The sequence below is a fragment of the Streptomyces sp. NPDC050147 genome (assembly GCF_040660195.1).
In the GTDB taxonomy this organism is placed as follows: domain Bacteria; phylum Actinomycetota; class Actinomycetes; order Streptomycetales; family Streptomycetaceae; genus Streptomyces.
Map to the genome: position 1 here is coordinate 283351 of NZ_JBFALJ010000001.1, position 12072 is coordinate 295422.

At 70.6% G+C, this 12072-nt stretch carries 8 protein-coding genes; 6 read left to right on the top strand and 2 right to left on the bottom strand.

Translation table 11 applies throughout. The annotated features are described in order from the left end of the window. Positions 1-12: 12 nt before the first annotated feature. The gene (locus AB0I94_RS01300; protein WP_363307293.1) at positions 13-1008 is read left to right on the top strand and encodes an NAD-dependent epimerase/dehydratase family protein; all 996 of its coding nucleotides are present in this window, start codon (positions 13-15) and stop codon (positions 1006-1008) included. 114 nt (positions 1009-1122) lie between these two features. On the opposite strand, the gene AB0I94_RS01305 is transcribed toward AB0I94_RS01300, so the two are convergent. Continuing rightward, positions 1123-3315 carry an MMPL family transporter gene (locus tag AB0I94_RS01305; protein ID WP_363307294.1) on the bottom strand — a complete coding sequence of 731 codons (2193 nt, stop codon included), beginning with the start codon at positions 3313-3315 and terminating at the stop codon, positions 1123-1125. A gap of 231 nt (positions 3316-3546) precedes the next feature. On the opposite strand from AB0I94_RS01305, the gene AB0I94_RS01310 reads away from it, so the two are divergent. The 3 genes from AB0I94_RS01310 to AB0I94_RS01320 all read left to right on the top strand — a co-directional run bounded on the left by AB0I94_RS01310 (position 3547) and on the right by AB0I94_RS01320 (position 7061). Beyond that, entirely contained in the window at positions 3547-4818 is a 1272-nt protein-coding gene (locus AB0I94_RS01310; protein WP_363307295.1) for a sensor domain-containing protein, read from the top strand. Next, on the top strand, positions 4803-5453 hold the full coding sequence (locus tag AB0I94_RS01315) for a response regulator transcription factor (RefSeq protein ID WP_363307296.1): 651 nt from the start codon (positions 4803-4805) through the stop codon (positions 5451-5453). The genes AB0I94_RS01310 and AB0I94_RS01315 overlap by 16 nt, the downstream gene beginning before the upstream one ends. A gap of 87 nt (positions 5454-5540) precedes the next feature. Then, positions 5541-7061, top strand: coding sequence for a DUF1996 domain-containing protein (locus tag AB0I94_RS01320; RefSeq protein WP_363307297.1), 1521 nt, complete (start codon positions 5541-5543; stop codon positions 7059-7061). A 71-nt stretch (positions 7062-7132) separates the two neighbouring features. Here the strand turns inward: AB0I94_RS01320 and AB0I94_RS01325 are convergent, their stop codons facing one another. Continuing rightward, positions 7133-7543, bottom strand: a complete 411-nt coding sequence (locus AB0I94_RS01325) for a hypothetical protein (protein ID WP_363307719.1) — start codon at positions 7541-7543, stop codon at positions 7133-7135. A 219-nt stretch (positions 7544-7762) separates the two neighbouring features. Between AB0I94_RS01325 and AB0I94_RS01330 the strand changes: the two genes are divergently transcribed. Both AB0I94_RS01330 and AB0I94_RS01335 read left to right on the top strand, forming a co-directional pair. Beyond that, positions 7763-10888 (top strand): alpha-N-acetylglucosaminidase, encoded by a 3126-nt coding sequence (locus AB0I94_RS01330; RefSeq protein ID WP_363307298.1) that lies wholly within the window; start codon positions 7763-7765, stop codon positions 10886-10888. A gap of 664 nt (positions 10889-11552) precedes the next feature. Continuing rightward, on the top strand, positions 11553-12044 hold the full coding sequence (locus tag AB0I94_RS01335; protein WP_363307299.1) for a tetratricopeptide repeat protein: 492 nt from the start codon (positions 11553-11555) through the stop codon (positions 12042-12044). Positions 12045-12072 lie beyond the last annotated feature (28 nt).

The following is a 12072-nucleotide window of genomic DNA, read 5'->3' on the forward strand; positions in this document are numbered from 1 at the left end:
AGAGTCTCCGTCATGAGACTTCTGATGCTGGGTGGTACGCAGTTCGTGGGACGGGGCGTCGTCGAGGCGGCGCTGGCGCGTGGCTGGGAGGTGACGGTCTTCCACCGCGGGCAGCACGAGGCGCCCGCGGGTGCGGTGTCGCTGTTCGGCGACCGTACGGCGGAGGGCGGCCTGGACGCGCTCGCCGCCGCCGACGGCGAGTGGGACGTCGTCGTCGACACCTGGTCGGAGGCGCCGCGTGTGGTGCGGGAGTCGGCGCGGCTGCTCGCGGGGCGCGCCGGACGGTATGTGTACGTGTCGAGCGGCTCCGTGTACCGGTATCCGGGGGTGGCGGGTTCGGACGAGGACTACCCGCTGGTCGAGGGAGATCCCGACGCGGATTCGGTGGCGTACGCGGAGAACAAGCGGGGCGGGGAGCTCGCGGCGGTCGCGGAGTTCGGGGCCGAGCGCACGGTGCTCGCCCGTGCCGGGCTGATCCTCGGTCCGTACGAGAACGTCGGGCGGCTGCCGTGGTGGCTGAACCGGGTCGCGCGCGGCGGGCCCGTACTGGCGCCGGGGCCGAAGGAGTTGGACCTTCAGTACATCGACGTGCGGGACCTCGCGGAGTGGGTCCTGGACGCCGCCTCCGCGGGTCTCCACGGCCCGTACAACATCATCTCCCCCATCGCGCACACCACGATGGAGGAGTTCCTGGAGGCGTGCGTGGCCGTGGCCGGCGCGGCCGACGTGGAGCTGCGGTGGACCGATCCCGCGGTGATCGCGGAGCACGGCATCGAGCCGTGGTCGCAGCTCCCGGTGTGGCTCCCGCCGGGCGAACTGCACGACACCATGCACCGCACCTCGACGGAGAAGGCGGTGGCCGCGGGGCTGCGTGCGCGGCCGGTGGCGGAGACGATCGCGGACACGTGGACCTGGATGCGGTCCCTCGGCGGGGTCGCCCCGCAGCGCCACGACCGCGGGGCGAAGGGCGTCGACCCCGAGGTGGAGGCGAAGGCGCTGGGCCTTTGACGGGGGACGAGTGACGGAGCGGCGGCCGGACTGGAGGTTTCCAGTCCGGCCGCCGCCCCGTTCGCCCCCGTACGCCCCCGTACGCCCCCGTACGCCCCCGTACGCCCCGAAGAGCTACCGCACGGCCGAAGGGACCGGCCGGGGCGCCCCCTCGGCCGAGGGGGCCGGCTCCTCGCCGTGCGAGACCTTCGGCAACCACGAGAGCCACCGCGGTGTACGCCAGTTCCGCTCGCCCAGGAGCGTCATCAGGGACGGCAGCAGCACCATCCGCACGACCGTCGCGTCCAGCAGCACCGCCACGCCGAGGCCCACGCCCATCTGCTGCATGTCCTGCATGGACAGGGTGCCGAAGACCGCGAAGACCGCCACCATGATCACCGCCGCACCCGTCACCGCGCCCGCGGTCCGTGTGATGCCCTCGCGGATCGCCGCCCGGTTGTCCAGGCCCCGGTCCCGCGCCTCACTGATCCGCGAGACGACGAACACGTGGTAGTCCATCGACAGGCCGAAGAGGACCACGAGGACGAACAGCGGCATCCAGTTCTCGATCGCGCCCACCTGCTCGGAGCCGATCAGCTCCGCGCCCCAGCCGTGCTGGAAGACCGCGGTCATCACGCCGTAGGCGGCGCCCACCGAGAGGAGGTTGAGGCCGATGGACGTCACCGCGATCACCACGGAGCGGAAGCTGAAGAGCATCAGCAGGAACGTCACCGCCGCGATGAAGGCGAACACCGGCACGATGCCCTTGCTGAGCTGGTCGCTGAAGTCCTCGGACGAGGCGAGGTCGCCGCCGACGTACGCGTCCGCGTCCAGGCCGTCGAAGGCGGCGGGGACCACGTCGTCCCGCAGCTCGCCCAGCGCCTTCTTGGACTCCGCGCCACTGCCGTCACCGGGCAGCGGTACGTCGATCTCGGCCACGCCGGCGCTCTTGTGGACCGTGAGTTCGGCGCCCTTGCCCGCCTCCCGTACCACCGCGGCCAGCGCGTCCCGCATCTCCTTCGACTCGATGCCGCCCGCGTCGTCCGCCTTGACGACCACCTGGGCCGGCGCGGGGCCGCCGGGGAACTCGTCGGTGATCTCGCGGAACGAGACCGACAGCGGGGCGTCCGAGCCGAACTGCTTCTCCAGGCCGAGCTGTTCGGTCTTCATGCCGAGCGCGGGAGCCGCGAGCGCGAGGAGCAGGACCGCGGAAGCGGCGGCGAAGAACTTCGGCTTGGCGAGGACGGGGCGAAGGAGCTTGCCCGCGATGCCGCCGCTGGCGTGCGTGCCCTTCTTGCCCTTGCGGTTGAGGAAGGGGATGCGTCCCGCGTTGATCCGGTCGCCGAGCGCGGAGAGCAGCGCGGGAAGCACCGTCACCGAGCCCAGCATCGCCACGAACACCACCAGGATCGTGGCGACCGCGAAGCCCTTGAAGAGCAGGAGTCCGGACAGGAACATGCCCGCCATCGCGACCATCACCGTCAGTCCTGAGACAAGGACGGCGCGCCCGCTGGTGGCCGCCGCGATCCGCAGCGCGGTCTCGGCGTCATGTCCGGCCGCCCGCTCGTCCCGCTCGCGCCGCAGGTAGAACAGGCAGTAGTCGACGCCGACCGCGAGGCCCATCAGGAACATCACCGAGTACGTCGTCTCGAAGAGGTGCAGCTGGTGGCTGGCGAGCGAGAGCAGGCCGAAGGCCGCCACGCACGCCGTCAGCGCGAGCCCTACGGGCAGCAGCGCCGCGACCACGGCACCGAAGGCGACCAGGAGGATGCCGAGCGCCAGCGGCACAGCGGTGAACTCGGCCCTGGTGAGGTCGTCCGAGAGCAGGTCGCTGAGCTGCTTCTCGGAGCTGGCGTCCCCGAACTGGTAGACGGAGATGCCGTGTGAGACCCCCTCGTCCTTCGCCTTCTGGACGGCGTCGAGCACCGGCTGGACGCGGTCGGTCGCCTCGTCGGACTTGCCCTTCATCTCGAAACGGAGCAGCGCGTCCTTGCCGTCCTCGGAGGGCAGCGGCGCCTGCATCTCCCGTGTCTCGCCGGTCGCGGTCAGCGCCTTGGAGAGGTCGCTCGCCGCGTCGCGCCAGCCGTCCGCGGCCTTGGAGCTGACCATGACGAGCTCGCCGGCGGGCTCTTCGACGCCCGCGTCCTTGAGGATCGTCGCGGCCCGGCCGGAGTCGCCGACCCCCATCTCTTCGTCGGACGCGGTGACCATGCCCGAGGCCCCGCCGATGGTCGTGGCGAGCACGACGAAGAGCAGCCAGCCGAGGATGGCCGTCTTGCGATGGTGTGCGCTCCACACTCCGAGTCGTGCCGCGAGGTTTGGCCTCATGGCGTTTCGCCCCCATAAGTAAGCAACGGATAAGCCGGTTGATGACGAGGACAACGCTAGAAATCCGGGGCCGTCCCACCCAGCCGCACAAGCCCCCACTGTCCGAAGCACAGAGCGAGGTACAGGGGTGTCGTCAGGTACACCCCCTGCTCGGGTGCCCGACCCAATGACCGGCGCGGAGCCCAGCGGAGAGAATGTGTTCATGCCGCTGGAAGAGATGGGGATCAGAAAATGACGAGGGTCCGTGAATCCGTGATCGCGGGAGCCCGAGGGCTCTATCTGGCGGTCGTCACGCTCGCCGGTTCGATCACGCTCTTCGTGCTGTCGGTGCTCTCGATCGCCTTCATCCTGCTGGGCATCGGCGTCTTCACGACCCCGGCGGTCCTGACCGGCGTACGCAAGTGGGCGGACCTGCGCCGCGCCCAGGCCGGGGCGTGGTCGGACGTCACCATCCCGTCTCCCTACCGCCCCTTCCCCGCCGACCTGCGCAGCGGCGTCACCGGGCAGGTGGAGCGCACCTCGCTGATGCTCAAGGACCCGGCGACCTGGCGGGATCTGCAGTGGCTGCTCGTCGACATGACCGCCGGGTTCGTCACGGTGATCTTCGCGCCCGCGCTGCTCCTGTACATGCTGTACGGGTACGTCCTCGCCTTCGGCGTCTGGGAGCCGATCTACAACGCGGGCGGCGGCGAGTGGTACGCCTTCATCCACGTCACCTCGCAGGGCTCCGCCAACATGGCCGCCCTGCTCGGCACCGCGCTCGGCATCACCGGCGTCTTCGCCAACCCCTCCATCGTGCGCGGCCACTTCCTCCTGGCCCGGACCCTGCTCGCGCCCACCTCCTCCATGCGGGAGCGTGAACTGGCCCGGCGCGTCGACCGGCTGACCGAGACCCGCAACGACGCCGTGGACACCTCCGCCGCCGAACTGCGCCGCATCGAGCGGGACCTGCACGACGGGGCGCAGGCCCGGCTCGTCGCGATGGGCATGGACCTCGGCACCATCGAGGCGATGATCGAGAAGGACCCGGCGAAGGCCAAGGAGATGATCGCCAAAGCCCGGCAGAACTCCGGCGAGGCACTGACCGAGCTGCGTGACCTGGTCCGCGGCATCCACCCGCCGGTGCTCGCCGAGCGCGGCCTGGGCGATGCGGTGAAGGCCCTCGCCCTGCGGCTTCCGGTGCGGACAGAGGTGGACGTGGAGCTGTTCGGCCGGGCCGAGGAGCCGGTGGAGTCGGCGGCGTACTTCGCGGTGAGCGAGGCGCTCACCAACGCCATCAAGCACGCGGGCGCGGACCGTATCTGGGTGGACATCCACCACGCGCAGGGCATGCTGCGCGTCGCGGTCACCGACAACGGCAAGGGCGGCGCGTCCATCGGGGCGGGGTCCGGGCTGAGCGGGATCGAACGCCGACTCGGTACATTCGACGGCGTACTGGCCGTCAGCAGTCCCGCGGGCGGCCCGACCATGGTGACCATGGAGATCCCTTGCGAGTTGTCCTAGCCGAAGATCTCTTCCTGCTGCGTGACGGCCTGGTCCGGATGCTGGAGGCATTCGACTTCGAGATCGCCGCAGCGGTCGAGACGGGGCCCGAACTCACCAAGGCCCTGGCCGAGTTGGAGCCGGACGTCGCTGTCGTGGACGTCCGGCTTCCGCCGTCCCACACGGACGAGGGACTGCAGTGCGCGCTCGCCGCGCGGAGGGCACGGCCGGGACTTCCCGTGCTCGTGCTCTCCCAGCACGTGGAGCAGTTGTACGCGCGCGAGCTGCTCGCCGACGGGAACGGCGGGGTCGGCTACCTCCTGAAGGACCGGGTCTTCGACGCCGAACAGTTCATCGACGCCGTGCGCCGGGTCGCGTCGGGCGGCACCGCGATGGACCCGCAGGTGATCCAGCAGCTCCTGTCGCGCCGGTCGGCGGACCAGCCGCTCGGCAAGCTGACCCCGCGCGAGCGCGAGGTGCTCGAACTGATGGCGCAGGGGCGGTCGAACGCGGCGATCGCGGCGGAGCTCGTCGTGACGGAGCGGGCGATCGCCAAGCACACGTCCAATATCTTCGGGAAGCTGGACCTTTCGGTCTCGGACGACGACAACCGGCGGGTTCTCGCCGTACTCGCCTATCTGGATCAAGAACGCTGAGCGGAAACCCGAAGATCGCCGGGGAGATTGCCGGGGGAATTCCGTGCCTGATTGAACGGGGCCGACTCCTGTTGCGTACGTAGTCCCATGGGACGCACACCACGACGCACATCACGAAAACGATCAAAACTCGCCGGGCGCGCGATCGCCGCCTCGGCTGCGCTCATCCTGGGCGGCGGCGGAATGGTCGCGGTGAATGTCTACGCGAACGCCGGGGAAAGCTCCGGTTCGCCGTCGGCCAGGACCCAGGCAGGCGAGCAGGGCGGCGGGCCGGGGGTGGGAATGGCGACCATCAGCTGCCCGGACGTGGGCACCCAGCTCTCGGACGTACCGGACGGCGCCCGCAAGGACGTCGACCGGCGGCTCGCGGAGCTGGACACCCAGATCACCGCCGCGTACGAGAAGTTCGCCGACGCGGCCAACACCGAGCAGGCCGAGGCCGTGCTGAAACCCCTCGAGGAGCAGCGGCGGCCGATCATCGAAGGCATCGGATCGTCGATCGACCAGGCGGGCGGACAGCCGCCGCAGGGCATCGACGGCATGGCGCCGTGCACCATGCGGGCCGACGACTCGGCCGGGCAGCAGCCTCCCCAGAACGGGGACGGCGGGCAGCAGCCACCGCAGGACGGGGACGGGGGCGAACAGCCGCCCGGCGACGGCGAGGGGGGTGAGCAGCCGCCCGGCGACGGTGCGCAGCAGCCACCGGACCAGCAGAACGGCAACGGTCCCGAGGCCGCCGACTTCGTCGACATCCAATCCGTCCAGCCCAACGTCGACCGCCCGGACAAACGGCGCGGCGCGTCGCGCGGCACCTTCACCACGAAATGCGGGACGAACGAGAACGGCAAGTTCAATCCGGACAATGTCATCGCCGCGCCCGGCGTGAGCAATGGCGCCCACCACATGCACGATTACGTCGGAAATCAGGCGACGGACGCTTTCTCCGGCGACGACGACCTCGCGAACGGCGACACCACGTGCCGCAATCAAGGGGACAAGTCGACCTATTACTGGCCGGTTCTGAGGCTGCAGAACGGAGAGGACGAGAACGACGCCGACGCGGACGGCGGAGGCAAGGACCAGAACGTCGGCCAGATCCAGACTCCGACCTCGGTCACGCTGAAGTTCGCCGGAAATCCGACGGGCAAGGTCGTCGCGATGCCGCGGTTCCTGCGCATCATCACCGGTGACGCGAAGTCGCTGACGAACGGTGACGCGAACGCCAACGCGTCCTGGAGCTGCACCGGTTTCGAGAACCGGCAGCTGAAGGACAAGTACCCGATCTGCCCCGAGGGCAGTCAGGTCGTCCGGACGTTCAACTTCCAGAGCTGCTGGGACGGCCAGAACACCGACAGCGCCAATCACCGCACGCATGTGGCCTTCGCCGACGCGCGGACCGGCGCGTGCCCGCAAGGCTTCAAGGCCATTCCGCAGCTGGTGCAGCGCATCGTGTACGACGTACCGCCGGGGCCGGGGTTCGCCGTCGACTCGTTCCCCGAGCAGCTGCACAAGCCGATCACCGATCACGGTGACTTCATCAACGTCTTCGACGAGAGGCTGATGAACCGCATGGCCAAGTGCATCAACAGCGGTCAGCGCTGCAAGTGACCCGGCGTGAGCGGTACTGAGCCGAGCTCTCCGGCTCAGTACCGCAGGCCGACCCCCCTACCGCTGCGCGGTCAGCTCGTGTGGTGACCGGAGTGGCCCGAGTGCCCCGGGCCTTTGTCCTCGTGATCCCCACCACCGCTACTCCCCGAGTGGTGCGAGGACTTCTCCACCGTCCCACCGAGCCGGCCGCGCAGCCGCATGACCACTTTCTCGTCGCCGACCGCGATCCACTTCTCGCCGACGAGGTACGTACCGCCGTAATCGGTCGCCTCGTCGAACCATTCGGCCTGGCCACGGGCGTTTGTAAAGGTTACTAGGACGTAGCGGCGGGCACCTTTGTCACAGGTGGCCTGCCGCAGTTCGGCCGCATCCGTCTGGATGTCGGGCTTGCAGCGCGCCTTGGCCGCCAGCTGCTCCAGGCTGCCGCTCGCCGTGTCCGGCTGTGCGTCGTCGCCGTCCGAGCCGCACGCCACGAGCATCATCAGCAGTCCGACACCCATTCCCACCCCCATGCCCGGCCGCATGCCCACCCGCCTGCGTCCGCGCATGCCCATGCTCACGCCCGCAAGCGTCTTTCGCGCTGCCTTCATCGCCCCACCAGTCCCTTCAGGCGAGGTGAACTCGCCATCTCCGCATGCACCGTTGAGCACCGGGCGCCGCACGGATACCGTGCGCCGCACCATTCGACCCAGGGGGTACACATGACCGATCCGTCCCGACGTTCCGTGCTCGGCACCGCCGGGGCCATCGGCCTCGGTGCCGCCGTCGGCGGGGTGGCCGTTCCGTCCCACGCCGCCGAGGGGCCCGTCCAGGGCCCCGCCGTCGCCCTCGATACGGATTCCGCGCGCTCAGCACTCAACAGACTCCTGCCGCAACACGCGGAACAGTTCCGCCTCAGACTCGTCCCCGCGAAGGGCGGCACGGACCGTTTCCGCGTTTCGGGCACGACGGGGCGCATCGATGTGTCCGGCACGACGCCCGCCGTGCTGCTCACCGGGGTCCACTGGTATCTGAAGTACGTGTGCGGGGCCCACATCACCTGGAACGGCAGCCAGTTGGACCTGCCGCGCAGACTCCCCGCGCCCTCGCGCCCCCTGGAGCGGTCCACCGCGCTCGCGCACCGGTTCGCCCTGAACGACACGAACGACGGGTACACCGCGCCGTACGCCGACTGGGCGTACTGGGAGCGGATGATCGACGTCCTCGCGCTGCACGGCTGCAACGAGGTCCTGGTGATCGCGGGGGCGGAGGCCGTCTACCACCGGGTTCTCCAGGACTTCGGCTACAGCGACGCGGAGGCACGCGCGTGGCTGCCGGCGCCTTCGCACCAGGCGTGGTGGCTGCTGCAGAACCTGTCGGGGTACGGCGGGCCGCTGTCCCCCGCGGTCATCGCGGACCGGGCGGAGCTTGGCGCGAAGATCGTGGACCGGCTGCGCTCGCTGGGGATGGCGCCGGTGCTCCCCGGCTACTACGGGCACGTGCCCGACGGGTTCGTCGCCCGCAACGGCGGGGACGCGCGGGTGGTGCCGCAGGGGATCTGGCACGGGTTCAAACGCCCCGACTGGCTCGACCCCCGGACCTCGTCCTTCGCCAAGGTCGCCGCTTCCTTCTACCGGCACCAGGAGCAGCTCTTCGGGGCCGCCGACAACTTCAAGATGGACCTGCTGCACGAGGGCGGCACCCCGGGGGACGTCCCGGTGCCGGACGCGGCGCGCGGCGTGGAGGCGGCCCTGCGCAAGGCCCGCCCCGGTGCGACCTGGGTGATCCTCGGCTGGGAGGCCAATCCGCTGCCCGAGCTGCTCGACGCGATCGACCGGCGGCGGATGCTGATCGTGGACGGGGTGTCCGACCGGTTCACGAGCGTCACCGACCGCGAGAAGGACTGGGGCGGCACTCCGTACGCGTTCGGGACCATCCCGAACTTCGGCGGCCGTACGACGATCGGCGCCCGCGCCCACATCTGGAACGAGAAGTTCTTCGCGTGGCGGGACAAGGGCGGCAGCGCGCTCGTCGGCACGGCGTTCATGCCGGAGGCGACGGACCGGGACCCGGCCGCCTTCGAGCTGTTCTCCGAACTCGCCTGGTCGAAGACGAAGTTGGACCTGGCAAGCTGGTTCGACGGCTACGCGGGCTTCCGCTACGGCGGGCGGGACGCCGATGCCCGGGGCGCGTGGCGGGCGTTGCACGACACCGCGTATCGGCACACCGCCGTCGAGCGCAGCGACCCGCACGACTCCCTGTTCGCGGCCCGTCCCGATCTGGCGGCGAACCGCGCCGCCGAGTACGCGCCTCGTGCGCTGACGTACGACCCGGGCCGCTTCGACGCGGCGTTCGCCGGGCTGCTCGGGGTCCGTGGCGAGCTGCGGCGCAGTGCGGCCTACCGGTACGACCTGGTGGACGTGGCCCGGCAGGCGCTCGCGCACCGGAGCCGGCAACTGCTGCCGCAGCTCCGGTCCGCGTACCGCCGGAAGGACACGGACACCTTCCGTACGCTGTCGACGCTGTGGCTGCGGCTGATGCGGCTCTCGGACGATCTGACGGCCACCAACTCGGCCTTCCTGCTGGGCCCTTGGATCGATTCGGCGCGCAGGATGGGTACGACCGAGGCGGAGCGTGCGGAGTTCGAACGGACCGCCAAGGTGCTGATCACGGTGTGGGGCGACCGGGCGACGTCCGACGGCGGGAGGCTGCACGAGTACGGGAACCGGGAGTGGTCCGGTCTGATGGCCGACTTCTACGTGCCCCGGTGGCAGAAGTGGCTAGACGAGCTGGCCGACGCGTTGGCCGCGGGGCGTGAGCCGCGGGCGGTGGACTGGTTCGCGGTGGAGGAGCCGTGGACCCGGGAGCGCAAGGACTATCCCCTGCGGGGGATCGGCGATCCGTACCGCACCGCTTCCCGGGTACGGGACGTGCTGGCACGGGCGCCCTACCAGGGGTCCCTGGAGGTCGACGCCGACCCGCCGTCGCTGCCGCCCGGCGGGCAGGCACGTGTCGAGGCGGTCTTCCGCAACGTCAACGGCCTGCGGGCCACCGGCCGTGTCGACTTCCGGCTGACCGGCGTCGACGCGACGCCTTCCGGCCCGCAGTCGTTGCCCCGGGTCGCTCCCGCGGGCACGGGCAAGGTGGCGTGGCGTGTGAGCGCGCCGGGAACGCCGCTGGACCGTCCGTTGCGGCCGCTTCCGTACGAGATCGCCGTGCGGTACGGCCCGGCGGGCGAGCGGAGGATCGAGGCGGTCCACGAGGGCGTGCTGTTCGAGGCGGGCCCAGTGGGGGCGGACTGGAAGAAGTACAGCAACAACGCCGCCGTCTTCGGCGAGCTGGACGGCCGTCAAGCGATCAACGGCGGGGGCGCGGACCTGTGGAAGGGCACCACGGAGTTCGGCACGCTGTACCGGCAGGGGGCGCTGCGCGACGGCGTCTCGGTGACGGTCCGCGTCGACAGCCAGGCGGTGACGGGCCCATGGGCGAGGGCGGGCCTGATCGCACGCAACGAGATGGGTGTCGCGGGCTCCCGGGGCTTCGTCGACCTCGCGGTCACGCCGTCGAACGGAGTGGTCCTGTCGTACGACACGAACGGCGACGGAACCCTGGACACGTACCAGCGCATCACGGGAATCAAGGCGCCGGTGCTGTTGCGCCTCGAACGGTCGGGAGACTCGGTGACGGGCTCGTGCTCGACGGACGGCGGGGGCAGTTGGCGGGTGGTGGCGAGTGTGGCGATGCCGGGGGTTGCGGCGGCGCAGGATGTGGGGTTGTTCATGAGCGCGACCAATGGGGGCGATGGGGGGCGGGGGACGGTGGAGTTCAGTGGGTGGGGGGTTGCTTGAGGGTTCCCTGCGGGGCTGGGGCGGTTCTGCGGGCTGCTTCGGCCCCGGAGTGCGGCGAACCGGGGGGGGCGGGTGGCCGCGGGGCTGCTTCGGCCCTGGAGCGCCGCGAACCGGGGGCTGGAGCTGGGGGCTGGGGTGGTCTGCGGGGCTGGTCCGTCTGTGGGGCGGGGCCGCGCCGGTGTGTCCGTCCTCGCTATCGTCCGGTGGCCGCGGGGCTGGTCCGTCGGTGGGGCGGGGCCGCGCCGGTGTGTCCGTCCTCGCTATCGTCCGGTGGCCGTGGGGTTGCTTCGGCGCCGGAGCGCCGCGAACCGTGCTCCGGGCGGACAAACCGACACGTCCCCTCACGTCTCGTCGCCGACTGCCGACCACCGACTGCCGACTGCCGACTGCCGATGCGCAGGGTCCGGCCCCAAGGCTGAGGCTTAGAGCTCCACCCCGACCGTGCACTCCCCGCCCTGCCCCACCCCCAACACCGCGGGGCAATCGGGCGGGTGGGCGGGAAGGCCTGTTCGTCCAGAGGTCACTGCGGGGCAATCGGGCGGGTGGGTGGGAAAGGCCTGTTCGGCCAGAGGTTGATGCGGGGGAAGTGAATCGCGGGGCCTGTGGGGAGCACGGTTCGCGGAGGCGTCAGCGGGGCGGGGTGACGCCATGCGAAAGTGTGGCCATGGATATTGCGTGGGAGCAGCGCCTGGCCAAGGCGTGGGCCTCGGTCGAGGAGTACGACGACCGGGGCGCGGAGTTCCGGGAGATCATCGACACGCTCGTCGCGGAGTTGCCGGACGAAAGCCCTGTCGCCCCCTTCGAAAGGGCCTGCGCCTTCGACTCCACGGGACACTCGGACCGCGCGGTCCCCCTGTACCGGGAAGCCCTGGAGAAAGGGCTCGACGGATACCGGCGGCGGCGTACCGCCATCCAACTCTCCAGCTCCCTACGGAACATCGGGCAGCCCGAAGAAGGCGTAACGCTGCTCGAAGCCGAACTCGACGCCCCGAGCGACGAGTTGGACGACGCCGTGCGCGCCACCCTCGCCCTCTGCCTCGCCAGCCTCGGGCGCGAACGCGAAGGCCTGGCGCTGGTCCTCGGCGCCCTCGCGCCCCACCTCCCGCGCTACCAGCGGTCAATGGGCAACTATGCTCGACAGCTCACAGACGGGTGACCATCGGACGATTCGCTCGTTTTGCTGA

Bases quoted from the DNA above. Each gene is read 5' to 3' on its own strand.
- AB0I94_RS01310 (WP_363307295.1), top strand. From the start codon at position 3,547: ATGACGAGGGTCCGTGAATCCGTGATCGCGGGAGCCCGAGGGCTCTAT.
- AB0I94_RS01325 (WP_363307719.1), bottom strand. From the start codon at position 7,543: ATGATGCTCGTGGCGTGCGGCTCGGACGGCGACGACGCACAGCCGGAC.
- AB0I94_RS01330 (WP_363307298.1), top strand. From the start codon at position 7,763: ATGACCGATCCGTCCCGACGTTCCGTGCTCGGCACCGCCGGGGCCATC.
- AB0I94_RS01305 (WP_363307294.1), bottom strand. From the start codon at position 3,315: ATGAGGCCAAACCTCGCGGCACGACTCGGAGTGTGGAGCGCACACCAT.
- AB0I94_RS01335 (WP_363307299.1), top strand. From the start codon at position 11,553: ATGGATATTGCGTGGGAGCAGCGCCTGGCCAAGGCGTGGGCCTCGGTC.
- AB0I94_RS01320 (WP_363307297.1), top strand. From the start codon at position 5,541: ATGGGACGCACACCACGACGCACATCACGAAAACGATCAAAACTCGCC.
- AB0I94_RS01300 (WP_363307293.1), top strand. From the start codon at position 13: ATGAGACTTCTGATGCTGGGTGGTACGCAGTTCGTGGGACGGGGCGTC.